Here is a 24,268-nt window from a genome sequence, read left to right on the forward strand (position 1 = left end):
CGCGCCCCGGCGGGGCGGTGGGCGGTCGCGTGGTGCCGGGTGGTCCGGGAGCGTCGGATGGTGGTCTGGAAGCCTGCGTCACGCCTCAGAGCGTACGGAGGAGCCGAACCGGTTGCTCCACGCAGTCCGCGACGAAGCGCAGGAAGCCCCCTGCCGTGCCGCCGTCGCACACCCGGTGGTCGAAGGTGAAGGAGAGCTGGACGACGTCCCGCACCGCCAGCTCGTCGTCACCGACCACCCAGGGTCTGCGGGCGATGCGGCCCACGCCGAGCATCGCGGCCTCCGGATGGTTGATGATCGGTGTCGAGCCGTCCACCCCGAAGACGCCGTAGTTGTTCAGCGTGAAGGTGCCGCCCGTCAGCTCCGCAGGGGAGAGCGTGCCCTCCCGGGCCGCCTCCGTCAGCCGGGACATCTGCGCGGTGAGCTGCTCGGCGGACAGCGTGTGCGCGTTCCGCACGACGGGAACGACGAGCCCCCTGTCCGTCTGTGCGGCGAACCCGAGATGCACCTCGGGCAGGACGACGATCTCCTGCGCCGCGGTGTCCACGGTCGAGTTCAGCTCCGGGAACCGGACCAGCGCCGCCGTGCAGAGCCGGGCGAGCAGCGCCAGCAGCGAGACGGGTGCCTCCGGCCGGTTCGGGCCCGACGAGGCGTTCATCCGGCGGCGCGCGGCGAGGAGTTCGGTCGCGTCGGCGTCCACCCAGCAGCTCGCGTCGGGGATCTCGCGGCGGCTGCGGGAGAGCCGTTCGGCCGCCGTCCGGCGCATCCCCCGCAGCGGGATACGGCGCGCACCCGGTGCACCGCCGGTCGCCCCGTCCCCGACGGCCTGGCTGCCGGCAAGGCTCCCGCCCACGGACGGCTGCCCGCCCGGTGCCTGAGCGGCGCGCACGGCACGCTCCACGTCGGCGCGGAGGATCAGCCCGTCCGGACCGCTCCCCCGCAGCTCCCGCAGGTCCACGGAGTGCTCACGTGCCAGGCGGCGCACGAGCGGTGAGATGACGGGCACCGGCGCGGACGCCCGCACGGCGGTGCGGTCAGCCCGGTGGGACGTCCCACCGGACGAGCCGTCGACACAGGCGCCGGGTGTGCCGCCGGGTGCCCCGGTGGGCGTCCCGGCCGGCGGCGCGGTGACCCGGGGGCGGCGCGCGGCTGCCGGGGCCGTCCCGTAGCCGACCAGCACGTTGCCCGAACCGTCGACGTGCTCCCCCTCCGGCTCCCGGCCCGCGCCGGGCCCCCCTTCCGCGTCCGGAGCCGTGCCCGCCTCCCGGCCCGCCTCGCCCGTCGTCGGGCCGTCCGCAGGTTCCGCCGCCTCGGGGCTCACCGCGACGGTGACCAGCGGGGCGCCCACCGCGACCTCGTCGCCCTCACCGGCCGCGTGCGAGGTGACGACCCCCGGGTAGGGGCACGGGACCTCGACCAGCGCCTTGGCGGTCTCCACCTCGACCACGGGCTCGTCGATCCGGACGGTGTCACCGACCGCCACCAGCCACCTGACGACCGTCGCCTCGGTCAGCCCCTCGCCCAGGTCGGGCAGCGCGAACTCGCGTACCACGCCCATCAGAACGCGCCCCCGCCCTGGTCGGGACTCCCCTGCTGACTGGTCCAGCCGCTCTCCCACTGGAGGCGCGCGACGGCGTCCAGGACGCGGTCGACGCCGGGCAGGTGGTGCCGCTCCAGCATGGGGGGCGGGTAGGGGATGTCGAAGCCGGCGACCCGCAGCACGGGCGCCTCCAGGTGGTGGAAGCAGCGCTCGGTGATCCGGGCGGCGATCTCTCCGCCCGGCCCCGCGAAGCCGGGCGACTCGTGGACGACCACGGCGCGCCCTGTGCGCCGTACGGAGGCGACGACCGTCTCCTCGTCGAACGGCACGAGGGAACGCAGGTCGATCACCTCCAGGTCCCACCCCTCCGCATCGCCGGGACCCTCCTCCCGCGCGGCCTCGGCGGCCTCCAGGCACACCGGTACGGACGGCCCGTAGGTGATCAGGGTGGCGGAGGTGCCGCGGCGCCGGACGACGGCCCGGCCGATGCCCGGCACCTCCTCGGGGGACTCGGGGTCCCAGTCGGCCTTCGCCCAGTAGAGCCGCTTGGGTTCGAGGAAGACCACCGGGTCGTCGGAGGCGATCGCCGCGCGGAGCAGCCCGTAGGAGTCGGCCACGGTGGCCGGGGTGACGACGTGCAGCCCGGGGGTGGCCATGTAGTACGCCTCGGACGAGTCGCTGTGGTGCTCGACGCCCCCGATGCCGCCGCCGTAGGGGATGCGTACCGTCAGCGGCATGGGCATCCGTCCGCGCGTGCGGTTGCGCATCCGGGAGACGTGCGAGACGAGCTGTTCGAACCCGGGGTAGGCGAACGCGTCGAACTGCATCTCCACGACCGGCCGCAGCCCGTACATCGCCATTCCGACAGCGGCGCCGAGAATGCCCGCCTCCGCCAGCGGGGTGTCCGCGCACCGCTCCGGGCCGAACTCGGCCGCCAGGCCGTCCGTCACCCTGAAGACCCCGCCCAGGGCGCCGACGTCCTCCCCGAGCACATGCACGTCCGGATCCTCCGCCATGGCGTCCCGCAGGGCCCGGCCCAGCGCCTGCCCCAGCGCCACGGGTTTCCTGTCCTCGGCGGCGCCCGCGCCGGGCGTCCGCCGCACTGCGGTGCTCATCGAACGGCCTCCCCCGCGCTCGCTCCCGTGCCTGGAGGGGTCCCTGTGTCCGCCCCCGCGGCGGCCGCTGCCTCGGCGGCGAGCTCGGCCCGCAACCGGTCGGCCTGCTCGCGCAGCTGCGGTGTCGGTTCGGCGTACACATGGGCGAACAGTTCCAGCGGATCCGGTGAGACGTCCTGGTGCATCCGGGTGCGCAGGGCGGCCGCCTCCCGTTCGGCCGCCTCCCGCACCTGCTGGACGCCCTTCTCCTCCAGCAGCCCGCGGCGGCGCAGCTCCTCCTCCACCAGCGTCACCGGATCGTGCGCCCGCCAGGCTTCGACCTCGTCGTGCGTGCGGTAGCGGGTCGCGTCGTCGGCGTTCGTGTGTGCCTCCAGGCGGTAGGTGACGGCCTCCACGAGCGTGGGGCCGCCGCCGGTACGGGCCCGCTCCAGCGCCTCGGTGAGCACCTCGTGCACGGCCGCCGCATCGTTGCCGTCCACCAGCCGTCCGGGCATGCCGTACCCGACCGCCTTGTGCGCCAGCGACGGCGCCGCGGTCTGCTTGGCCAGCGGTACGGAGATGGCGAAGCCGTTGTTCTGCACCAGGAAGACCACCGGGGCCCGCCAGACAGCGGCGAAGTTCAACGCCTCGTGGAAGTCGCCCTCGGAGGTGCCGCCGTCCCCCACCAGGGCGAGAGCGGCGACCGCGTCCCCCTTCAGCCGTGCGGCGTGCGCCAGCCCCACCGCGTGCGGCAACTGGGTGGCCAGCGGGGTGCTCAGGGGGGCCACGCGGGTCTCGTGCGCGTCGTAGCCGTGGTGCTGGTCGCCGCGGAGCAGGGAGAGCACCTCCACCGGGTCGAGCCCGCGGGCGACGGCGGCGAGGGTGTCGCGGTAACTGGGGAAGAGCCAGTCGCGCTCGTGCAGGGCGAGCCCTGCGGCGACCTGGCAGGCCTCCTGCCCGCGGGACGAGGGGTAGACGGCGAGCCGGCCCTGCCGGGTCAGCGCGGTGGCCTGCTCGTTGAACCGCCGCCCGTGCACCAGCGCGGCGTACAGGCGCTGCAGCAGCTCCGGGTCGGGTACGGAAGGGGCCCCGGCACCGGAGGGCTCCGGCCGGCCCTTGCCGTCGCCCCGGCCCCCGCCCTCGTCGTCGGCCCCGGGGGAGAGCGGCGGCGCCGTCCGGCCGAGCACCCGGTAGGGCTCGGCGTCGGGCAGCAGGGGAGCCGCGTCGGTGCGGGGCCGCCAGGACGGGGGAGGCGCGGGGGCGTAGGTACCTGGCTGCTCTAGAACCGTCATGACGAGCACCTCCTCGTGCGGCGGGCTGCCGCGCACCGCGGGCGGGATGCACCGCACGGCACACGTCTGGCGCGCCGGCCTGCCGATGGCCGTACCACCGACAGGCCGGGACGGTGACCGTGTGGGCCACCCCTACCGATTGTTCGGTCGCCGGCACATTTTGGCTACGGGTGACCCCAGCCTGTGGACAAACGGGCCGCAGAACCGTTCGATGACCGCAGAGTGTCCACACAGGGGAGGTGGCGGACCGTGCCGGATGAACAGATGGCCCACGGGCCGGAGGGGCCGGGCCCCGCGCCGGAACCCCGCCCCGCGGCGCGCCCGCTCGACGCGATCGACCGGGACATCCTGCGGCTGCTCCGCGCCGACGGCAGGGCCTCCATCCGGTCCGTGGCCGAACGGGTGCACGTCTCCCGTGCCAATGCCTACGCCCGCATCAACCGGCTGATCGACGACGGCGTGATCCGCGGATTCAGCGCCCGTATCGACCAGGAACGGGCGGGCCACGGGGCCTCGGCCTACATCACCCTCAAGATCGTCCAGAACTCCTGGCGCAGCGTCCGCGAGAAGCTCCAGGAGCTCCCTGGTGCCGCGCACATCGCGCTGGTCAGCGGCGACTTCGACGTGCTGCTGCTGGTGCACACACCGGACAACAGGGCGCTGCGGGACCTGGTCCTCACCCGTCTGCAGTCGTTCCCCGAGGTGCTGAGCACCCGCACGCTGCTGGTGTTCGAGGAGACGGATCTGGAGCCCGCACCCCGGTGACCACGGCCCGGCGCCCTCAGTGGATGCGCAGCCCCGCGAAGGCGGTGCGGACCACGGCGTCGGCGACCTCCGCACTCGTGGCACCGGCCCCGCCGCCCTGGCCCGGGGCACCACTGCCGAGGCCGGACACGCCGTTGCCCGGGTCGGGTGCGGTGCGGTCGGGGCGGTACCACTCCGCGATCGAGTTGATCATGCCGAACAGCAGCCGGGTCGCCAGCCGCGCGTCCACGTCCTTGCGCAGGTCACCCTCGGCGGTCGCCTGCTTGACCAGCTCGGCGACCCGCTGGTCGAACTCGCGGCGGCGCCCCATCGCCCACACCTCGGTCCCGGTGTTGCCCCGCACCCGCAGCAGCAGCGTCACGTACGGCAGCTCCGTCATCAGGACCTCCACCGTCCGGCGGGTGACGTGCTCCAGCCGGTCCACCGCACGGCCCTCACGGGCCGCGGGCTCCTCCAACACCGCGAACAGGCCGTCCAGCGCCCTGCTTATCGCCCGGCGCAGCAGCTCCTCCTTGCCCCGCACATGGTGGTAGATCGAGGACTTGGAGATGCCGGCCGCCTGGGAGAGGTGCTCCATCGAGGTGCCGTCGTAGCCGCGCTCGTTGAACACCCGCACGGCGACGGAGAGCAGCGAGTCGGGTGTGTACGTGTCGCGCTTGACCGTGGGCATGCGGCCGATGCTAGCCGGGGCGTCCCGAGCCCCTTTTCCGGAGGCCCGGGGAAGGTCCGGCGAGGTCCGGGAGGAGTTTTCCACAGGCTGGGGGACCCCCTTGCACCGACCGATCGTTCGGTAGCAGTATCGGTCGCGTGAGCGGCTCCGGCAACGCCGCGCACGCCGCCGTCGCCCTCGTCGCCGTCGCTCGCCGCCGTCGCCACCCGCACCCCGTCCCAGCTCAGCGAGGAGTTGGTCCGCGTGACCACCGGTACCGGAACGACCACTGCCCAGCTCGTCGACACCCACCGCCCGACCCTGGACCGGGCCCTGGAAGCCATCCGCGACCGGCAGTTCTGGAGCCCGCACCCCGAGCACCCCAAGGCGTACGGCCAGGGGGCGGCCGAGGAGGGCAAGGCGGCCTTCGACGCGCTGCGCGGCAACCGGTTCGAGCTGCCGGGCCAGCCGGTGTCCGGCAGTTGGGTGTCCGGCGAAATCTCCCCGTACGGACTGGAGCTGGACATCTCCTACCCCCGCGCGGACGAGGGGGCGATCGACGCCCTGCTGCCCGTCATGCGGGCGAGCCTGCCGGCCTGGCGCGAGGCGGGGCCGCTGGTGCGGGCGGCGGTGTGCCTGGAGATCCTCGCCCGGATCAGCGCCCGCACCCATGAGTTCGCCCAGGCCGTGATGCACACCAGCGGCCAGGCCTTCACCATGGCGTTCCAGGCGGGCGGCCCGCACGCGCAGGACCGCGGCATGGAGGCGGTGGCCTATGCGTACGCGGAGCAGATGCGCACACCTGAGCGGGTGCACTGGGAGAAGCCGCAGGGCAAGCGCGAACCGCTGCGGGTGACGAAGGAGTTCACCCCCGTCGGCCGCGGGGTCGCCCTGCTGATCGGCTGCAACACCTTCCCCACGTGGAACGGCTTCCCCGGCTTCTTCGCCTCCCTGGCCACCGGCAACGCCGTGCTGGTCAAGCCGCACCCCAGGGCGGTCCTGCCGCTCGCTCTGACCGTGCGGATCGCCCGCGAGGTCCTCACCGAGGCCGGGTTCCCCGCCGACCTGGTCGCGCTGGCCGCCGAGGCGGAGGGCGACGGCATCGCCAAGGACCTGGCCACCCGCCCCGAGATCCGCGTGATCGACTACACCGGCGGCTCCGCCTTCGGCGAGTGGCTGGAGACCCACGCCCGCCAGGCCCGCGTCCACACGGAGAAGGCGGGCGTCAACACGGTCGTCATCGACTCCACGGACGACTACGCGGGCATGCTCGCCAACCTCGCCTTCTCCCTCTCCCTCTACAGCGGCCAGATGTGCACCACCCCGCAGAACCTGCTGATCCCGGCCGCCGGCATCCGTACCGACGACGGCCACAAGAGCTACGCGGAGGTGACGGCCGACCTCGGCGCGGCAGTCGAGAAGCTGCTCGGTGACGACACCCGGGCCAACGCCCTGCTGGGTGCGCTGGTGAACGAGGGCGTGCGTGAGCGCCTCGCCACGGCCCCCTCACTGGGCCAGGTCGCCCTGGCCTCCCGAGAGGTGGCGCACCCGGAGTTCCCCGGTGCCGTGGTCCGCACCCCCGTGATCGTCGAGCTGGACGGCACCAAGCAGGAGGAGGACGCGCCCTACCTGCACGAGTGCTTCGGCCCGGTCTCCTTCGCGGTGGCCGTCGGCTCCACCGACGAGGCCCTGGAGCTGCTCGGCCACACCCTGCTGACCAAGGGCGCCATGACGGTCTCCGCGTACACCACCTCGCCCCAGGTGGCCCGCCGCGTGGAAGAGGTCTGCTTCGAGGAGCCGGCCCAGCTCTCGCTGAACCTCACCGGCGGCGTCTACGTCAACCAGACGGCCGGCTTCAGCGACTTCCACGGCTCCGGCGGCAACCCCGCCGCCAACTGCACCCTGTGCGACGGCGACTTCGTCTCCGGCCGCTTCCGCGTGGTGGAGGTACGGCGCATGACGGAGTGACGACGAGCGGGTGCGCCCTCGCCGGGCCGGGGCCGCACAGGGGCGTGCCCCCGGGCGTGGCCCGGGGGCACGGGTGGAAGGGGCGTCCGGAAGCGGACCGGAGGGGCCGGAAGGGGACCCGGGTGGTCAGTCGCCGGGCTGGCCGGTGGAGACCGTCAGGTCGACCTTGTCCTTCTTCGGGTTGAAGTCCTCCAAAGAGGTGGGGTTCTGGTCGAGGACCTGGTTCTTGCCGAAGACGTTCTCGTCCTCCATGGTGACCTCACCCAGCTTCCAGTCGGCGGCCCGGAGGCAGGCCTTCACCGAGGTGAGGTCCTTGTGGGTCAGGTCCGGGATCATGACGTTGCCGTTGTGCTCGTAGGTCTCGGTCGCCTTCGTGCACTTGTCCTTCTCGATGGTCAGGCTCTTGTCGGGACCCGTGAAGCCGCCCTTGCCGGAGTCGTCGTCGCCCGAGCCGCTGCCGCCGGGGTCGGCGGGGGCGCTGGACTTGTCCTTGGCGGCGGGCTTCGAGTCGGGCTCGTCCCCGTCGCTGCCCGTGAGCACGACGATCATGAAGACGAGGGCCACGACGACGGCGACCGCGGCGAGTCCGTACCCGGCCATGGCGCCCGGTGACATCTTCCTGCCAGGACCGCCGCCGTGTCCCTGGCCGCCGGCGCCGCCGGCGGCGTTGATCGTGTAGGGCGGCGGGGTGGCGGGCCCGCCGGGACCGTAGGAGGACTGCGGGTAGCCGTAACCGGCCTGCGGGCCGGGCTGGGTGGGCGGCGGCGGGGTGGAGGGCCCGAAGCCGCCGCTGTGGTACGGGCCGGGCTGGGTGGGTGCCTGACTGTGCGCCTGCGGCTGGTACGGCGTCTGCACCGCGGCCCCGCCCTGCTGCGGCTGGGAGTTGGCGTCCACGGGCGGGAAGACGGCCTGCCCGACACCGGCACCGCTGGCCGGCGGGCCGCCGCTGATGATGATGGGCGAGGTGCCCGAGGCGAGACCGGCGCCGCCGATGCGCGTGATCTCGTCGTGCATCGAGTCGGCGGACGGGAAGCGCTCGTTGGGGTTCTTCTTCAGCGTGCGGGCGACGAGCGCGTCCACCGCCGGCGGGATGGACTGGTTGATGGAGGAGGGGGCGACCGGCTCCTCCTGGACGTGCGCGTAGGCGATGGCCAGCGGCGAGTCCGCGTCGAAGGGCAGCCGCCCGGTGAGCAGCTCGAAGAGCATGATGCCGACGGAGTACAGGTCGGAGCGGGCGTCCACACCGCGCCCCAGCGCCTGCTCGGGCGAGAGGTACTGGGGGGTGCCGACGACCATGCCGGTCTGTGTCATGGACGTCACGCCGGACTGCATGGCGCGGGCGATGCCGAAGTCCATGACCTTGACCACGCCGCGCTTGGTGAGCATCACGTTGCCGGGCTTGATGTCCCGGTGGACGAGGCCCATCTCGTGGCTGACCTCAAGGGCTGCCAGCACATCACCGGTGATCTTCAGCGCCTTGTCGGAGGGCATCGCGCCGTGCTGGGCGACGTCCTCGTCGAGGACGGTGCGCAGCGGCTTGCCCTCGACGTACTCCATGACGATGTAGGGCACCATCGCGCCGTCGATCTCGTCCTCGCCGGAGTCGAAGACGGACACGATGTTGGTGTGGGTCAGCTTCGCCACGGACTGGGCCTCGCGGCGGAAGCGCTCGCGGAAGGACTGCTCACGGCCGAGCTCGGTGTGGAGTGTCTTGACCGCGACCTGCCGGTCCAGGACGGAGTCGTAGGCGAGATAGACGGAGGCCATCCCGCCGGCGCCGAGCAGGGAACGGAGCTGGAACCGTCCTCCGCCGACCATGCGGCCCAAGTAGTTGCCGGCCGCCTGTGCGCCGTCGTCGCTCATCTGACTGCTTCCCCCTCGGCGGCGCTGCCCCCGTGCAGGTACGTTGAGTGATCCTCTTGACCGTGATACTGGCCCAAGTCTGCCCGGGGGCTCGGTCACGTCAAGTTCGTTGCCCGTTCCGTGACCGAATGCGCATACGCCCTCCGCGAGCGAGGTGCGTCACACGTCGCCGGGCGGCGTCGTCCGTCGTCGCGGCGTGGCGCGGGCTCGCACGCGCGGCGTCCCGAGCGGGTCCACCGAGCGTAGAGGGTGGGGCTGTGCGCCCTCGCGGTGGGTCACCCGCTGTGCACGCCGCACCCCACCGGAGACCTCGACCGCGGGGTGCCGGGCGCCCCGCGAGCGGAGCCCCCCACGGAGGCCCGGGCGCGGCCGCGGGTGTGCGCGAGGTCGCACGCAGGTGTGCGCGGGGTCGCGGTGGGCGCCGGTTTCCGGGTGTGTGCCGGGCGGGAAGGGCGCTCGGCGGGTGGCGGGGGCCTGGTCACGGGGGTGGTCCGCAGCCAACTTGCGGGGCCGGTGCGTCAGCTTGTTGGATGCGACGGGCGTAGCTCGTATTCCGTCCCATCCACCCACCCCCCGCGTGCCTGTAGCCTCCTTGGGGGGAGTATCCACCGCGCGAAGTCCGCGGATTCGAATCGACGGCGAGGACTGATGGCACAGACGCAAGCCGCCGGGGGCCCTTCGGACCCCGACGCGACGGGCGGCGGCTCCCTGCCCGATTCGCCGGAATTGTGGGGCAACAACGGCCTGGTCGGCGACGGCAGGTACCGCCTGACGCACCGCCTCGGCCGCGGTGGCATGGCCGAGGTCTTCGGCGCCGAGGACCTGCGCCTGGGCCGTACGGTCGCGGTCAAGCTGCTCCGCGCGGACCTGGCCGAGGACCCGGTGTCCAAGGCCCGCTTCACGCGCGAGGCCCAGTCCGTCGCCGGCCTCAACCACCACTCCGTCGTCGCGGTCTACGACTCCGGTGAGGAGCTGATCGGCGGCAACATCACGCCGTACATCGTGATGGAGCTCGTCGAGGGCAGCACGATCCGTGACCTGCTGCTGACCGCGGACGCTCCGCCGCCGGACCAGGCGCTGATCATCGTCTCGGGAGTGCTGGAGGCGCTGGCCTACAGCCACCAGCACGGCATCGTGCACCGCGACATCAAGCCCGCGAACGTGATCATCACGCGGGGCGGCGCGGTGAAGGTGATGGACTTCGGCATCGCCCGCGCCCTGCACGGGGCGTCGAACACCATGACGCAGACCGGCATGGTGATGGGCACCCCGCAGTACCTCTCCCCGGAGCAGGCGCTCGGCAAGACCGTCGACGCGCGCTCCGACCTGTACGCGACCGGCTGCCTGCTGTACGAGCTGCTCACACGGCGCCCCCCGTTCACCGGCGAGACCCCGCTGTCGGTGGTCTACCAGCACGTGCAGGACGACCCGGTGCTGCCGTCCCAGGTCTCCGACGCGGTGCCGCCGGAGCTGGACGGGCTCACGATGCGCGCGCTGGCCAAGGAGCCGGACGACCGGTTCCAGACGGCCGAGGAGATGCGCGGGCTCACCCAGTACGCGCTCCAGATGCTGCACGAGCAGGGCGGGCACACCGGCGGTCTGTGGAACACCGGACCGACCGAGCACTACGGCGCGGCGACCGCTGCCATGGGGGTGGCGGGCGCCGGCGCGCGGCCGCACCCCTCGCACTCCGACACCTCGCAGATGGGTGCCCCGCTGCTGGCGGGCCCGCGCGACGACGACGGGGGCTTCGAGGGCGGTCACCGCGGCGGCGGCCGCGGTGGCGGCGGCAGCAAGGGCTTCACGTACGCGCTGGTTGCCTTCCTGGCGGTCATCGCGATCGCGGGCGGCATCTTCTTCGCGGTCAACCAGGACAGCGACGACAGCAGCAACAAGCCCGACAAGCCGACCAAGAGCACGACCGAGCCGAAGGACAAGAAGTCCAGCCACGGCCCCGATCCGTCCCCGACGGAGACGGAGCAGGACCAGCCGGGCACCGACGAGGGCGGCACCGGCGACTATTCGCCCACCGACCGGCCCTCCCAGACCACCCCGAGCAACACCCAGCCCAGCGAGACGCAGCCCTCCGACACGGGCGACCCGTCGCAGTCGGACAACGGCGGCCACCACGGCGGCGGCAACGGCGACGGTGGCAACGGCGGCAAGCCGACCAAGACGCAGTCGCCTCCCCCGGGCGGCAACGACGACGGCGGCGGCGACAACGACTCGGGCGGCAACGGCGGCCTCGTGTCCGGTGCCGACGGCGGCGCCGACGACGAGTAGCCCTCGGGCCCGCGCCCCGCGGCGGACCGCCGTCCGTGAGCGGGGATCGACCGTTCGTCCACCCGCGGTTGACGTAGGGGACCGCGGGGTCGCGCGGCGCTCTACGATGCGGCCGTGCAGCCGTCTTCCCGCCTCCTCACCGAGGGCACGCTCGGCTCCCTGCTGCGGCGCTACGACGGGGTGGGGGACCCGGTGGCCTGCGAGCCCGTCTCGCACGGCCTGCTCAACCGCGGCTACCGGCTGACGACGACCCGGGGCCGCTACTTCCTCAAGCACCACCTCGACGACCGCTCCGCGCGCTCCCGAATCGAGCGCCAGCACCGGGTGACGGCGCGGCTCGGAGCGCGCGGGCTGCCCGTGGTGCCGGTGGTGGAGCGGAGCGACGGGCGGACCGTGGCACTGGTGGGCGGGCGCTGTTACGCGCTGCACCCGTGGATCGAGGGCAGCCACCGGCACGGCAGCGAGCTGTCCACGGGCCAGTCCGGTGCCCTCGGCGCCCTGCTCGGCCGGGTGCACACCCAGCTGGCGCGTACCCTTCCGGCACCCGGCCCCGATCCCCACTCCTGCGCCGACCCGGCCGCGACCTACGCGTTGATCGGCGCCCTGCTGGAGCGGATCCGGGCGCGGCGCCGCCGCGACAGCTTCGACGAGCTGGCCGAGCACCGGCTGCTCGAACGGGACGGGCTGCTGCGGCGGCACGCCTGCTCCCGGCCGGGCCCCGTACCGGCCTCGTTCAGCGGCTGGGTGCACGGGGACTTCCACCCGCTGAACCTGCTGTACGCGCCGCACGGCGCCGGCCCTCGCCCGCTGGCGATCCTCGACTGGGACCGGCTGGGTGTGCAGCCGCGTGCCGAGGAGGCCGTACGCGGTGCGGCGATCTTCTTCCTGCGCCCCGGGGGCACGCTGGACCTGCGGAAGGTACGGGCGTTCGCGCGCGCCTACCGGGGCGGCGCACGCGCCCCGCGCGAGGAGCTGGCGGCCGCCGTGCACCGCGTGTGGTGGGAGCGGCTGAACGACTTCTGGATGCTGCGCTGGCGCTACCAGCTCAGCGACGTGCGGGTGGATGCACAGTTCCCGGCCGCGGCGGCGCTCGTGGTCTGGTGGACGGCGCACTACGAGGCCGTACGCTCCGCCTTCTGCGACTGAGGCCCTGCTGCCGCGGACCGGGTCGCTCCTGGCGCGCCGTTCAGCCGTGGTGGGGGTCGTCGTCACCGTCCGCCGCGCGGAGCCGGGCGATGTAGGCAGCGGCCTGGGTGCGGCGCTCCATGCCGAGCTTGGCCAGGAGTCCCGAGACGTAGTTCTTGACCGTCTTCTCGGCCAGGTGCAGCCGTTCGCCGATGGCCCGGTTGGTCAGCCCCTCACCGATCAGCCCGAGAACGGTGCGCTCCTGCGGGGTGAGGGCGGCCATCCTCTCCCCCCGCCCCGCTCCGGTTCCGGGCCCCGCTTCGGCCTCGGCACCCTGCGCATCCCCGGCGCCCGCCCCCGCCCCCGTTCCCTTCTCCGTTTCCGTCTCCTGTCCCGTTTCCGCCCCGGTTCCGCTGCCGCGCCCGCGCAGCCGGTCGAGCACCCGCTGGGTGTCCGCCGGGTCCAGCAGCGACGTGCCGGCCGCCACCTGGCGGACCGACCGCACCAGCTCGCGGCGGCTCAGCTCCTTGAGGACGTAGCCGGAGGCCCCGGCCATCACGGAGGCGAGGAGCGCCTCGTCGTCCGCGTAGGAGGTGAGCATCAGGCAGCGCACGGACTCGTCACGGGAGCGCACCTCGCGGCAGACTTCGATGCCGCTGCCGTCCGGCAGCCGTACGTCCAGGATGGCGACGTCCGGACGGGTGGCGGCGATGCCGGCGAGCGCATCGGCCGCCGTACCGGCGTCCCCGGCGATCTCGATGGCGGGGTCGGCGGCGAGCATGTCGCGTACACCCCGCCGGACCACCTCGTGGTCGTCGACCAGGAATACCCGGGTTCGTCCGTGTTCGGGCACATTTTCAGTCTCACATACTGATCGGCTCTCCACTCTTCCCGGGCTGACGCACCCCGGGTTACCGTTCGGGTGTCCGCGGCTCGCGAGGCCGTGACCAGTGATGTCCCGACTTCTTCCGGCAGATGCTCGGACTTCCGGGTTCTTACTTGGATATCCGAGCAAAGTTGCAGGTCAGGGCCGCCTCGTGCGTCTATGGAGATGCCAGCCATGGCTGGGGCGTCCCCGCCGAGGGGTCGGTACAGCGGGCCGCGTCCGGGACATGCAGTCACCACCCGGTGCCGACCGCGACGCTCCCACCCCGTGCGTCGCACGGGACCGGGCGAGCCTCCCCCCGCCAGTGGGCGGGGGAGCCCCAGGTCACCGGCAACCCCGGGGGCCGGACAGACGGAGGAGCACACGTGACCGTGGAGAGCACTGCCGCGCGGAGCACCGCGCGCCGCAGCGGCACCGGAGGAAAGCGCGCCACCCAGGCCGCCGCGAACGGCACGGCGGCGGCCGGCGAGGCCACTGCCCCCGGCAAGTCCCGCAAGTCCGCTGCCGGGTCCACCGCGGAGCCCGGCATGAAGCCCGCGGCCGAGGCCGGTGCGAAGCCGGCTGCGAAGACCGGCACCGGGACCGCAGGCAAGGCCACCACCAAGGCGGCGAAGGCCCCCGCGAAGACCTCGGCCTCCAAGAACACCTCGGCCGCCCGGAGCGCCTCGGCGGCCAAGGGCACGGCCGCCACGAAGGGCAAGGGCGCCAAGGGCGGGGCGGCCGCGAAGCGCGGCAGCGCGACGGCGAAGGGCGGTACCCGGAGCCGCTCGCGCGCGGCAGCCGCCCCGGCGCCGGGCGCCACGGCGGACGAGCCCGAGCTGGTGCAGCTGCTCACCCCCGAGGGCGAGCGCCTCACCCATCCGGAGTACGACGTCGAGCTGAGTGCCGAGGAGCTCCAGGGGCTGTACCGGGACATGGTGCTCACCCGCCGGTTCGACGCGGAGGCCACCTCGCTCCAGCGCCAGGGCGAGCTGGGCCTGTGGGCGTCGCTGCTCGGCCAGGAGGCCGCCCAGATCGGCTCGGGCCGCGCCCTGCGCGCCGACGACTACGTCTTCCCGACCTACCGCGAGCACGGCGTCGCCTGGTGCCGTGACGTGGACCCGACGATGCTGCTGGGCATGTTCCGCGGCGTGAACAACGGCGGCTGGGACCCCAACAGCAACAACTTCCACCTCTACACGATCGTGATCGGCTCCCAGGTCCTGCACGCGGCCGGGTACGCGATGGGTGTGGCCAAGGACGGGGCCGACTCGGCGGTGGTCGCCTACTTCGGTGACGGCGCCTCCAGCCAGGGGGACGTGGCCGAGGCCTTCACGTTCGCCGCGGTCTACAACGCCCCGGTCGTCTTCTTCTGCCAGAACAACCAATGGGCGATCTCCGAGCCCACCGAGCGCCAGTCCCGGGTGCCGATCTACCAGCGGGCCCAGGGATACGGCTTCCCGGGCGTCCGTGTGGACGGCAACGACGTGCTGGCCTGCCTGGCGGTGACCAAGGCCGCCGTGGAGCGGGCCCGTACCGGCGAGGGGCCCATGCTGATCGAGGCGTTCACCTACCGGATGGGCGCCCACACCACCTCCGACGACCCGACGCGCTACCGCGCCGACGAGGAGCGGGCGGCGTGGGAGGCCAAGGACCCGATCCTGCGGCTGCGCAGCTACCTGGAGAGCGAGAAGCTGGCCGACTCGGCCTTCTTCACGCGCATCGACCAGGAGAGCGAGGAGATGGGCCGGCACGTGCGCGACGCCATCCGCACGATGCCCGACCCCGACACCATGGCGATCTTCGAGAACGCCTACGCGGACGGGCACGCGCTCGTGGACGAGGAGCGGGCCCAGTTCGCCGAGTACCTGGCGTCGTTCGCGACCGAGTCGGACAGCGGCTCCGCCGCCGGGGAAGGTAAGTGATCATGGCTGTCCAGAAGCTCCCCCTCGCCAAGGCGATCAACGCCTCGCTGCGCACCGCGATGGAGAACGACTCCAAGGTCCTCGTCATGGGCGAGGACGTCGGCAAGCTCGGCGGTGTCTTCCGCGTCACCGACGGCCTGCAGAAGGACTTCGGCGAGGACCGGGTCGTCGACACGCCGCTGGCCGAGTCCGGCATCGTCGGCACCGCGATCGGACTGGCGCTGCGCGGCTACCGGCCCGTCGTGGAGATCCAGTTCGACGGCTTCGTCTTCCCCGCCTACGACCAGATCGTCACCCAGCTCGCCAAGATGCACGCCCGGGCGCTGGGCAAGATCAAGCTGCCCGTCGTCATCCGCATCCCCTACGGCGGCGGCATCGGCGCCGTGGAGCACCACAGCGAGTCGCCCGAGACGCTGTTCGCGCACGTCGCGGGCCTCAAGTGCGTCTCGCCCTCGAACGCCTCGGACGCCTACTGGATGATGCAGCAGGCCATCGAGAGCAACGATCCGGTCATCTTCTTCGAACCCAAGCGGCGGTACTGGGACAAGGGCGAGGTCGACCCCTCCGCCATCCCGGCCCCGCTGCACTCCGCCCAGGTCGCCCGCCAGGGCAGCGCGGCCACCCTTGCCGCCTACGGACCGATGGTGAAGGTCTGCCTGGAGGCGGCCGCGGCCGCCGAGGAGGAGGGCAACTCGCTGGAGGTCGTGGACCTGCGCTCGATGTCCCCGATCGACTTCGACACCGTGCAGCGCTCCGTGGAGAAGACGGGCCGCCTGGTGCTCGTCCACGAGGCGCCGGTCTTCCTCGGTACGGGAGCCGAGATCGCCGCCCGCATCACCGAGCGGTGCTTCTACCATCTTGAAGCACCGGTGCTGCGTGTCGGCGGGTTCCACGCGCCGTACCCACCGGCGCGGCTGGAGGACGAGTACCTGCCCAACCTGGACCGGGTGCTCGATGCCGTCGACCGCGTGCTGGCGTACTGAGGAGAGCCGTGACGATGACGAACAGCGCACAGCCACAGGCCACCGGGTCGGCCGCCGGCGTCCGTGAGTTCCGGATGCCCGACGTGGGCGAGGGGCTGACGGAGGCCGAGATCCTCAAGTGGTACGTCCAGCCGGGCGACACCGTCACCGACGGGCAGGTCGTGTGCGAGGTGGAGACCGCCAAGGCCGCCGTCGAACTGCCCATCCCCTTCGACGGGGTGGTGCACGAGCTCCGCTTCGAGGAGGGCACGACGGTCGACGTCGGCACGACCGTCATCACCGTCGACACGGGCTCCCCCGCGGCCGGTTCGGGCAGCGGCGACTCCTCCCCGGCGCAGGCCGCGATGGAGACCGGGGCCCCGGCCGCGGCTGAGGTGGCGGAGGAGGCCGCCGAGGAGGCCGAGCCGGAGGGCCGGCAGCCCGTCCTGGTCGGGTACGGCGTGGGCAAGAGCTCCACCAAGCGCCGCCCCCGCAAGCCCGCCGCCCCCGCACAGGGTGCCCCGGTGCAGGGCGTTCCCGGGGAGGGTGCGCCCGCGGCGCCGGTGGCGCCCGGGACCTCGGGTGTCCCGGCCGCCGGGCAGCCGGCCCCCGCCGAGGGCGCCGGTTCCCCGGCGCCCGGCGTGCACGGCCACGGGGCGCCCGCCCCCGCCGGCGGGCCGCGTCCGCTGGCCAAGCCGCCGGTTCGCAAGCTCGCCAAGGACCTCGGCGTCGACCTGGCCACCGTCACCCCGACCGGCCCGGACGGCATCGTCACCCGTGACGACGTGCACGCGGCGGCCGGCCGGGCCGCAACCGCGCAGGAGCCCGCCGCGCCCGTGGCCGAAGCCGCCGCTGCGGCCGAGGCCGTGGGGCAGGCGGCGCCGGAGCCGGCCGCGCAGCCCGGACAGGAACCGGCCGCGGTGGCGACCGGGGCGCGGGAGACCCGCATCCCCGTCCGGGGCGTCCGCAAGGCCACGGCCCAGGCCATGGTCGGCAGCGCGTTCACCGCGCCGCACGTCACCGAGTTCGTGACCGTCGACGTCACCCGGACGATGAAGCTGGTCGCCGACCTGAAGCAGGATCCGGACATGGCGGGCGTGCGGATCAACCCGCTGCTCCTCGTCGCCAAGGCGTTCCTGGTGGCCATCCGCCGCCACCCGGAGGTCAACGCCTCCTGGGACGAGCAGCGCCAGGAGATCGTCCGCAAGCACTACGTCAACCTCGGTATCGCCGCGGCGACGCCGCGCGGGCTGATCGTCCCCAACATCAAGGACGCGCACGACAAGACGCTGCCCGAACTGGCGTCCGCGCTCGGCGAACTGGTCAGCACCGCCCGCGAGGGGAGGACCAGCCCCGCCGCGATGAGCGGGGGCACGGTGACGATCACCAACGTCGGCGTCTTCGGCGTGGACACCGGTACGCCGATCCTCAACCCCGGTGAGTCCGCGATCCTGGCCTTCGGGCAGGTCCGCGAACAGCCCTGGGTGCACAAGGGCAAGGTCAAGCCGCGCCAGGTCACCACGCTGGCGCTCTCCTTCGACCACCGGCTGGTCGACGGCGAACTCGGCTCCAAGGTCCTCGCCGACATCGCCGCCGTGCTGGAACGGCCCAAGCGGCTGATGCTGTGGCAGTGACCGTGCGCACGGGCTGAGCCGGTCGGAGCGGCCTCCCGGTCTTCGGCCGGGAGGAGGCCTCCGACCTGTTCCGCCGTGGCCGTGCGCCGTGGCGGTGGGCAGCGTGCGGCGCTTCTGTCCCCGCACTCCCGCGTGGTGGCGGTGGGCAAAGGGTGCGGGGCTCCGGCCCTGCACCCCGCACGGGCGCGGGGCTGCCCCGCAGCGTGGCGGCAGGGCCGGAGCCCCGCACACCGGCGCACCCCGCCGTACCGCATCGTGGTCGTCCCACATCGCGGAAGCCGCAGCCGTACGCATCCGTGTTGTATCTATGATGCGTGCATGCCTGCCGCCGCGCCGCCCACCGAGCACGCCTCCACCCCAGCCGGCACCCCGAAACCGCAGCTCGACCAGGAGAAGCCACCACCCGCCGCGCAACGGGTGTACGCCCATGTGAAGCAGGCGGTGCTGGACCGCCGCTACGAGGGCGGCATGCTGCTGACCGAAGGTGAGCTCGCGGAGGCCGTCGGCGTCTCGCGGACCCCCGTCCGCGAGGGCCTGCTCCGCCTGGAGGTGGAGGGCCTCATCCGGCTGTACCCGAAGAAGGGCGCCCTGGTGCTGCCCGTCTCCGCGCAGGAGATCGAGGACGTCGTCGAGACCCGCCTGCTGGTGGAACAGCACGCGGTGCACCGCGCGGTACCGGTCTCCGAGGCGCTGGTCTCCCGCCTGGAGGAGCTGCTGACCCAGCAGCAGGCACACGCGGCCTCCGGCGACCTGCCGGCCTTCTCCGTCGCCGACCGCGGCTTCCACGCCGCGATCGTGGAGGCGACCGGCAACCAGATCCTCACCCGCCTCTACGACCAACTGCGCGACCGTCAGCTGCGGATGGGCGTCGCCGTGATGCACGCGCACCCCGACCGGGTCGCGAAGAACATCGCCGAGCACGCCGACATCCTGCGCGCTCTGCGCGAGGGCGACCCCGGGGCCGCGGCCCGCGCCGTCCACCAGCACGTGAGCCGCGTCCGCCACCTGGTGCGCGGCGACGAGCGGACCGAGGCGCAGGCCGCACGGGGAACGTGGGAGCCGCGGGAGGGGGAGCGATGAGTACCGTCCCTTCCCCGGAGTCCCCCGAGTCCCCCGGCATCCGGCTGCCCGGCGACCCGCCGGGCGGCCCCCGCGCCATGTGGGTGTGGGGCATCGGCGTGGCCGTCTACTTCGTCGCCGTCACGTTCCGCACCAGTCTCGGGGTGGCCGGGCTCGACGCGGCGCACCGCTTCGACATCAACGCCTCGGCGCTCTCCAGCTTCTCGATCCTGCAACTCCTGGTCTACGCGGGCATGCAGATACCCGTGGGCCTGCTGGTGGACCGCTGGGGCACCCGCCGCATCCTGCTGCTGGGCATCCTGCTGTTCACCGCGGGCCAGTTCGGCTTCGCGCTGTCCGCCTCGTACGGCACGGCGCTGGCCTCCCGGGCGCTGCTGGGCTGCGGGGACGCGATGACGTTCATCGCCGTGCTGCGGCTGGGCGCACGCTGGTTCCCCGCCCGCAGGGGCCCGGTGATAGCTCAGGTCGCGGCGCTGATCGGGATGGCGGGCAACCTGGTGACGACGCTGGTGCTCGCCCGCATCCTGGGGAGCCTGGGGTGGACGCCGACGTTCGCGGGCAGCGCCGCGGGCGGGCTGGTCATCCTGGCACTGGTGATCTTCTTCCTGCGCGACCACCCCGAGGGCCACGAACCCCCGTCCGTGCCACAGGCGGAGGCGACCGGTTCCGGCGCCGGGTTCATCCGGCGGCAGATCGGCGCCGCCTGGCGGGAGCCGGGCACCCGCGCCGGGATGTGGGTGCACTTCACGTGCCAGTTCCCCGGCATGGTCTTCCTGCTGCTGTGGGGCATGCCGTTCCTGGTGGAGGCCCAGGGGCTCGACAAGGGCACGGCAGGTGAACTGCTGACCCTCGTGGTGGTCTCCAACATGGCCTGCGGGCTGGTGTACGGGCAGGTCATCTCCCGCCACCACGCCGCACGCACCCCGCTGGTGCTGGGCACCGTCGCGGCGACGGCCGCGGTGTGGGCGGCGGCCCTCGCCTGGCCGGGCAAGGACCCGCTGTGGCTGCTGGTGCTGCTGTGCGTGGTGCTCGGCGCCTGCGGCCCCGGCTCGATGGTCGGCTTCGACTTCTCCCGCCCCGCCAACCCGCCCGAGCGGCAGGGCACCGCCTCCGGGATCGTCAACATGGGCGGCTTCACCGCGTCGATGACGACGCTGTTCGCCGTCGGTGTCCTGCTCGACCTGACGGGCGACAACTACCGGATCGCCTTCGCCAGCGTGTTCGTCCTCCAGGCGCTGGGACTGGTGCAGTTCGCCCGGCTGCGGGGCCGCGCGGTGCGGCGGGAGCGGGAGCGCGTGGTGGCCAGCCGTGTGGAGGCGGTGCACGTCCCCGTGTGACGGCCCCCGCCCGCACGGCGTCACGGTCTCACAGCGTCACGGCGTCACGGTCTCACAGCGTCACGGCGTCACACCTTCGAACGGTCACGGCGTCACGGAGAAGTTGCGCAGGATCTCGGCGGCGAGGTCGGCGTCGCCGTCGATCTTCACGCGGTCCGCGACGGCGTCCGGCCGCACCCGGCCCGCGGCCAGCCGTGAGTAGGTCTCCCAGTCCAGGGCGAGGGTGGCGGCGGGCCCCAGCGAGACGCTGCCGTCCACGGTGCCCTGGCCGTCCTTGTCGACCCGCACGGTGCGCATGAACTCCACGGGGCCGCTCACATCGAAGACGACCGCGGAGTTCAGCGGGGCCCCGGCGTCCTTGGCGACGACCTTGCCGAGCCCGGCGAGCATCACGTCCCGCGCCACGTACGCGCCGGGGGCGTCAAGGTTGCCCGGCTTGTCCAGGGCGCGGCGCAGATCCTGCTCGTGCACCCACACGTCGAAGGCACGCAGCATCAACTGGCGCTCCAGCGGCAGCTTGCGGGGCCCGAACGGCAGGATGTTGCCGACCTCCGTGTCGGGGCCGCGCTTCTCGTTGCGCAACTGCCGCGCCCGGCGGATCAGCGTGTACTCGAACTCGCTGGTCATCTCCGGACCGGTGTGGTGCCGCCGGACGTCGACCTGCACCTCCATGTGGCGGCTGGTCTCGTCCACGACGTGGCGGATGTCCCGGGGCAGGGAGTGGATCGGCCGCGGGTCGCCCAGCAGTTCGCACTCGATGCCGATGATGTGGGAGATCACGTCGCGGACCGACCACCCCGGGCACTCGGTCCGCCCGTTCCACTCCCCTTCCACGAGCGGAGTGACCAGCTCGGATATCGCTTCCATGGACTGCGTCCACGCGTCAACGTAGGGCTGAAGGCTTGGGTGGTCGGTCACGGGACCCCTCGGCTTGCGGTTCGACAGGTGGTTCGGTCACGGGTGGGCGGGCAGGGCTGTACTGCTTGCCAGGTGCTCTCAAGTTACGCTCCGCACGAGAGCCCCGGCAGGCCTTTTGGGACGATGCTAGGCCCAATCGACCCCCTCGATCGCATGGACGGTGGTACGGTGCGCGCTTCGCTTCTGCAGATTCAGGTGGACCCGGACGAGTCGGTCAATTCCCGTCGGGAACGGGTCGCTTCGCTCGTACGCGCCCAAGCCGGCGCCGATCTGGTGGTGCTTCCCGAACTGTGGCCCGTCGGCGCCTTCGCGCACGACCGCTTCGCCGCCGAGGCGGAGGACGCCGACCCGGCGACCGGCCCGACGGCGCTGGCCATGTCGGCGGCGGCGCGGGACGCCGGCGTGTGGCTGCACGCCGGCTCCGTGGTGGAGAAGGGCGAGGAGGGCGGCGCCCTCTACAACACCTCGCTGGTCTTCTCCCCCTCCGGCGACCTGGCCGCGACATACCGCAAGATCCACCGCTTCGGCTTCGACCAGGGCGAGGCCGCCCTGATGACGGCGGGCACCACCCCCGTCACCGTCGCCCACCCGGAGCTCACCCTGGGCCTGGCCACCTGTTACGACCTGCGCTTCCCCGAGCTGTTCCGGGCCCTGGTCGACGCCGGGGCCGGTGCGCTGGTCGTACCCGCCGGCTGGCCCGCCAAGCGTGCCGACCACTGGTCGCTCCTCGCCCGCGCCCGCGCCGTGGAGAACCAGTGCTTCGTCGTGGCCTGCGGTACCGCCGGCAGCCACGCGGGCGTCGCCCAGGCCGGCCGCAGCGTCGTCGTCGACCCCTGGGGCGAGGTCGTGGCCGAGGCCGACTCCACCGACGAGACCGTCCTGACCGCCGACCTCGACCTCACCCAGGTGGAGAAGGTCCGCGAGTCCTTCCCCGTGCTCAAGGACCGGATGCTGTAGCCGGTCCGGCGGCGTGGCCGCGCAGGGCCCGGTGGCCGACCGGCGCCCGGCGCCGTGGTGGCAAGTGGCACGCTTGAAGGATGAACGACCAGCCCGCCCCCGCCGCCGCACCCGCCCCCGCACCCGCCGCCCGCCGCCCGCGGGTCCGCGCCCCCGAGCTGACGGGCCGGGGCGGCTGGCTGAACACGGGGGGTGAGGCGCTGAGCCTCACCTCGCTGCGCGGGAAGATCGTGATCGTCGACTTCTGGACGTTCTGCTGCATCAACTGCCTGCACGTCCTCGACGAGCTGCGGGAGCTGGAGGAGCGGCACTCCGATACGGTCGTGGTGGTCGGGGTGCACTCGCCCAAGTTCGTCCACGAGGCGGAGCACGCGGCGGTGGTGGACGCCGTGGAGCGGTACGGGGTGGAGCACCCGGTGCTGGACGACCCCGACCTGGCGACCTGGAAGCAGTACGCGGTGCGGGCCTGGCCGACGCTGGTGGTCGTGGACCCGGAGGGGTACGTCGTCGCGCAGCACGCCGGTGAGGGGCATGCGCACGCGATCGAGAAGCTGGTCGAGCAGGTGGAGGCCGAGCACGCGGACAAGGGCACGCTGCGGCGCGGCGAGGGCCCGTACGTCCCGCCGGAGCCCGTGGCGACCGATCTGCGGTTCCCCGGCAAGGTCCTCGGGCTGCCCGGCGGCGGCTACCTCGTCTCGGACACCACCCGGCACCAGGTGGTGGAGCTGGCGGCGGACGGCGAGAGCGTGGTGCGGCGGATCGGCACCGGGGAGCGCGGCCTGGTCGACGGCGGGCCCGGCCGGGCCCGGTTCAACGAGCCGCAGGGACTGACGCTGCTGCCCGACGGGGCCGTGCTGGTCGCTGACACCGTCAACCACGCGCTGCGCCGCCTGGAGCTCGCGACGGGCGACGTGGCCACCGTCGCCGGTACCGGGGAGCAGTGGTGGCAGGGCGCCCCCACCCGGGGCCGGGCCCGCGAGATCGCGCTGTCCTCACCGTGGGACGTGGCCTGCTTCGCGGGCCGGGTGTGGATCGCCATGGCCGGGGTGCACCAGTTGTGGACGTACGACCCGGACGGCGGCACCGTCGCGGTCGCGGCGGGGACGACGAACGAGGGGCTGGTGGACGGTCCCGCCGACGAGGCGTGGTTCGCCCAGCCCTCCGGGCTGGCCGCCTCCCCGGACGGGGCCCGGCTGTGGGTCGCCGACTCCGAGACCAGCGCCCTGCGCCAAGTGGAGCGCGCCGCCGACGGGGACGGCTTCGCCGTGCGGACCGCCGTCGGTACCGGCCTGTTCGACTTCGGGCACCGCGACGGCCCGGCGCAGCAGGCACTGTTCCAGCATCCGCTGGGTGTCACGGCGTTGCCCGACGGCTCCGTCGCCGTCTGCGACACCTACAACCACGCGCTGCGCCGCTACGACCCCGCCACGGGCGAGGTGAGCACCCTGGCGACCGACCTGCGCGAGCCCTCGGGCGCCGTGCTCGCGGCCGGCTCCACCGGCAGCACCAGCGGCGCCGGCAGCCCGGTCGGCGGCGGCGAGATCCTCGTCGTCGAGTCGGCCCGGCACCGGCTGACCCGGCTGCGGCTGCCGGTAAGCGCGGTGGACGCGGCACGGGTCGAGGGCGTGGCCCACCACACGCAGCGTGCCGCCACCGAGGTGGCGGCCGGAGTGCTGCGGCTCGACGTCGTCTTCCAGGCGCCGCCCGGGCAGAAGCTCGACACCCGTTACGGGCCCTCGACGCGGCTGCTGGTGAGTGCCACCCCGCCCGAACTCCTCGGCTCCGGCGAGGGCGCCGGCACCGACCTGCGCCGCGAGGTGGAGCTGACCGGTGCGGAGGGGACGGAAGGGGTGCTGCACGTCTCCGCGACGGCCGCCTCCTGCGACGAGGAGGGGGAGTACCCGGCCTGCCATGTGCACCAGCAGGACTGGGGGGTGCCGGTCCGCATCAGCGCGGCGGGCACCGACCGGCTGCCGCTGGTGCTGGCGGGCCTGGACGAGGGCTGAGTGCC

The 24,268-nt window shown here is 73.3% G+C and carries 18 protein-coding genes; 11 read left to right on the top strand and 7 right to left on the bottom strand.

The window, feature by feature from the left end:
- Nucleotides 1-85 precede the first annotated feature (85 nt).
- Genes H297_RS0126410 through pdhA (H297_RS0126420) form a run of 3 tightly spaced genes read right to left on the bottom strand, consistent with a single transcriptional unit; the run spans nt 86 to nt 3,926 of the window.
- Nucleotides 86-1,558: a dihydrolipoamide acetyltransferase family protein gene (locus tag H297_RS0126410; RefSeq protein WP_027739497.1), complete on the bottom strand. Its 1,473-nt coding sequence runs from the start codon at nt 1,556-1,558 to the stop codon at nt 86-88.
- Nucleotides 1,558-2,655, bottom strand: coding sequence for an alpha-ketoacid dehydrogenase subunit beta (locus H297_RS0126415; RefSeq protein ID WP_027739498.1), 1,098 nt, complete (start codon nt 2,653-2,655; stop codon nt 1,558-1,560). The genes H297_RS0126410 and H297_RS0126415 overlap by 1 nt, the downstream gene beginning before the upstream one ends.
- The gene (gene pdhA / locus H297_RS0126420) at nt 2,652-3,926 is read right to left on the bottom strand and encodes a pyruvate dehydrogenase (acetyl-transferring) E1 component subunit alpha (RefSeq protein WP_027739499.1); all 1,275 of its coding nucleotides are present in this window, start codon (nt 3,924-3,926) and stop codon (nt 2,652-2,654) included. The genes H297_RS0126415 and pdhA (H297_RS0126420) overlap by 4 nt, the downstream gene beginning before the upstream one ends.
- 264 nt (nt 3,927-4,190) lie before the next feature.
- Here pdhA (H297_RS0126420) and H297_RS0126425 point away from each other — a divergent pair, with 264 nt between their 5' ends.
- Entirely contained in the window at nt 4,191-4,691 is a 501-nt protein-coding gene (locus tag H297_RS0126425) for an Lrp/AsnC family transcriptional regulator (protein ID WP_037795505.1), read from the top strand.
- 16 nt (nt 4,692-4,707) lie between these two features.
- Here H297_RS0126425 and H297_RS0126430 read toward each other — a convergent pair whose 3' ends face one another.
- The gene (locus tag H297_RS0126430) at nt 4,708-5,361 is read right to left on the bottom strand and encodes a TetR-type transcription factor C-terminal domain-containing protein (RefSeq protein ID WP_027739501.1); all 654 of its coding nucleotides are present in this window, start codon (nt 5,359-5,361) and stop codon (nt 4,708-4,710) included.
- 243 nt (nt 5,362-5,604) lie between these two features.
- Between H297_RS0126430 and paaN the strand changes: the two genes are divergently transcribed.
- A complete protein-coding gene (paaN, locus tag H297_RS0126435; RefSeq protein WP_027739502.1) occupies nt 5,605-7,308 on the top strand; it encodes a phenylacetic acid degradation protein PaaN in 1,704 nt (567 codons plus the stop codon).
- 126 nt (nt 7,309-7,434) lie between these two features.
- Here the strand turns inward: paaN and H297_RS0126440 are convergent, their stop codons facing one another.
- On the bottom strand, nt 7,435-9,171 hold the full coding sequence (locus H297_RS0126440; protein WP_027739503.1) for a protein kinase domain-containing protein: 1,737 nt from the start codon (nt 9,169-9,171) through the stop codon (nt 7,435-7,437).
- 648 nt (nt 9,172-9,819) lie between these two features.
- On the opposite strand from H297_RS0126440, the gene H297_RS0126445 reads away from it, so the two are divergent.
- Nucleotides 9,820-11,454, top strand: coding sequence for a protein kinase domain-containing protein (locus tag H297_RS0126445; RefSeq protein ID WP_027739504.1), 1,635 nt, complete (start codon nt 9,820-9,822; stop codon nt 11,452-11,454).
- 114 nt (nt 11,455-11,568) lie between these two features.
- Nucleotides 11,569-12,600, top strand: coding sequence for a phosphotransferase (locus H297_RS0126450; RefSeq protein ID WP_027739505.1), 1,032 nt, complete (start codon nt 11,569-11,571; stop codon nt 12,598-12,600).
- Between the two features lie 40 nt (nt 12,601-12,640).
- On the opposite strand, the gene H297_RS44610 is transcribed toward H297_RS0126450, so the two are convergent.
- A complete protein-coding gene (locus tag H297_RS44610; RefSeq protein WP_027739506.1) occupies nt 12,641-13,432 on the bottom strand; it encodes a response regulator transcription factor in 792 nt (263 codons plus the stop codon).
- A 560-nt stretch (nt 13,433-13,992) separates the two neighbouring features.
- Here H297_RS44610 and pdhA (H297_RS0126460) point away from each other — a divergent pair.
- The 5 genes from pdhA (H297_RS0126460) (at nt 13,993) to H297_RS0126480 (ending at nt 20,382) form a co-directional block, all read left to right on the top strand.
- Nucleotides 13,993-15,369 (top strand): pyruvate dehydrogenase (acetyl-transferring) E1 component subunit alpha, encoded by a 1,377-nt coding sequence (pdhA, locus tag H297_RS0126460; RefSeq protein WP_064744889.1) that lies wholly within the window; start codon nt 13,993-13,995, stop codon nt 15,367-15,369.
- Nucleotides 15,370-15,371: 2 nt separating this feature from the next.
- Nucleotides 15,372-16,352 carry an alpha-ketoacid dehydrogenase subunit beta gene (locus H297_RS0126465; protein WP_027739508.1) on the top strand — a complete coding sequence of 327 codons (981 nt, stop codon included), beginning with the start codon at nt 15,372-15,374 and terminating at the stop codon, nt 16,350-16,352.
- Nucleotides 16,353-16,366: 14 nt separating this feature from the next.
- Nucleotides 16,367-17,965, top strand: a complete 1,599-nt coding sequence (locus H297_RS0126470; RefSeq protein WP_027739509.1) for a 2-oxo acid dehydrogenase subunit E2 — start codon at nt 16,367-16,369, stop codon at nt 17,963-17,965.
- Nucleotides 17,966-18,283: 318 nt separating this feature from the next.
- On the top strand, nt 18,284-19,045 hold the full coding sequence (locus H297_RS38585; protein WP_051352198.1) for a GntR family transcriptional regulator: 762 nt from the start codon (nt 18,284-18,286) through the stop codon (nt 19,043-19,045).
- Nucleotides 19,042-20,382 carry an MFS transporter gene (locus H297_RS0126480; protein WP_037795507.1) on the top strand — a complete coding sequence of 447 codons (1,341 nt, stop codon included), beginning with the start codon at nt 19,042-19,044 and terminating at the stop codon, nt 20,380-20,382. Before H297_RS38585 ends, H297_RS0126480 begins: the two co-directional genes overlap by 4 nt.
- Nucleotides 20,383-20,466: 84 nt before the next feature.
- Here the strand turns inward: H297_RS0126480 and H297_RS0126485 are convergent, their stop codons facing one another.
- Nucleotides 20,467-21,300, bottom strand: a complete 834-nt coding sequence (locus tag H297_RS0126485; RefSeq protein WP_027739511.1) for a maleylpyruvate isomerase family mycothiol-dependent enzyme — start codon at nt 21,298-21,300, stop codon at nt 20,467-20,469.
- A 168-nt stretch (nt 21,301-21,468) separates the two neighbouring features.
- Between H297_RS0126485 and H297_RS0126490 the strand changes: the two genes are divergently transcribed.
- Together H297_RS0126490 and H297_RS0126495 are read left to right on the top strand one after the other, a co-directional pair.
- Nucleotides 21,469-22,257 (top strand): carbon-nitrogen family hydrolase, encoded by a 789-nt coding sequence (locus tag H297_RS0126490; RefSeq protein WP_027739512.1) that lies wholly within the window; start codon nt 21,469-21,471, stop codon nt 22,255-22,257.
- A gap of 80 nt (nt 22,258-22,337) precedes the next feature.
- Nucleotides 22,338-24,263: an NHL domain-containing thioredoxin family protein gene (locus tag H297_RS0126495; RefSeq protein ID WP_027739513.1), complete on the top strand. Its 1,926-nt coding sequence runs from the start codon at nt 22,338-22,340 to the stop codon at nt 24,261-24,263.
- Nucleotides 24,264-24,268 lie beyond the last annotated feature (5 nt).

The sequence above is a fragment of the Streptomyces sp. CNT360 genome, assembly GCF_000424785.1.

Coding starts and splice junctions, on each gene's coding strand:
- H297_RS38585 (WP_051352198.1), top strand. CDS start 18,284: ATGCCTGCCGCCGCGCCGCCCACCGAGCACGCCTCCACCCCAGCCGGC.
- H297_RS0126440 (WP_027739503.1), bottom strand. CDS start 9,171: ATGAGCGACGACGGCGCACAGGCGGCCGGCAACTACTTGGGCCGCATG.
- H297_RS0126425 (WP_037795505.1), top strand. CDS start 4,191: ATGGCCCACGGGCCGGAGGGGCCGGGCCCCGCGCCGGAACCCCGCCCC.
- H297_RS0126480 (WP_037795507.1), top strand. CDS start 19,042: ATGAGTACCGTCCCTTCCCCGGAGTCCCCCGAGTCCCCCGGCATCCGG.
- H297_RS0126465 (WP_027739508.1), top strand. CDS start 15,372: ATGGCTGTCCAGAAGCTCCCCCTCGCCAAGGCGATCAACGCCTCGCTG.
- H297_RS0126415 (WP_027739498.1), bottom strand. CDS start 2,655: ATGAGCACCGCAGTGCGGCGGACGCCCGGCGCGGGCGCCGCCGAGGAC.
- H297_RS0126410 (WP_027739497.1), bottom strand. CDS start 1,558: ATGGGCGTGGTACGCGAGTTCGCGCTGCCCGACCTGGGCGAGGGGCTG.
- H297_RS0126430 (WP_027739501.1), bottom strand. CDS start 5,361: ATGCCCACGGTCAAGCGCGACACGTACACACCCGACTCGCTGCTCTCC.
- H297_RS0126445 (WP_027739504.1), top strand. CDS start 9,820: ATGGCACAGACGCAAGCCGCCGGGGGCCCTTCGGACCCCGACGCGACG.
- H297_RS0126495 (WP_027739513.1), top strand. CDS start 22,338: ATGAACGACCAGCCCGCCCCCGCCGCCGCACCCGCCCCCGCACCCGCC.
- H297_RS0126470 (WP_027739509.1), top strand. CDS start 16,367: ATGACGAACAGCGCACAGCCACAGGCCACCGGGTCGGCCGCCGGCGTC.
- pdhA (WP_064744889.1), top strand. CDS start 13,993: ATGAAGCCCGCGGCCGAGGCCGGTGCGAAGCCGGCTGCGAAGACCGGC.
- pdhA (WP_027739499.1), bottom strand. CDS start 3,926: ATGACGGTTCTAGAGCAGCCAGGTACCTACGCCCCCGCGCCTCCCCCG.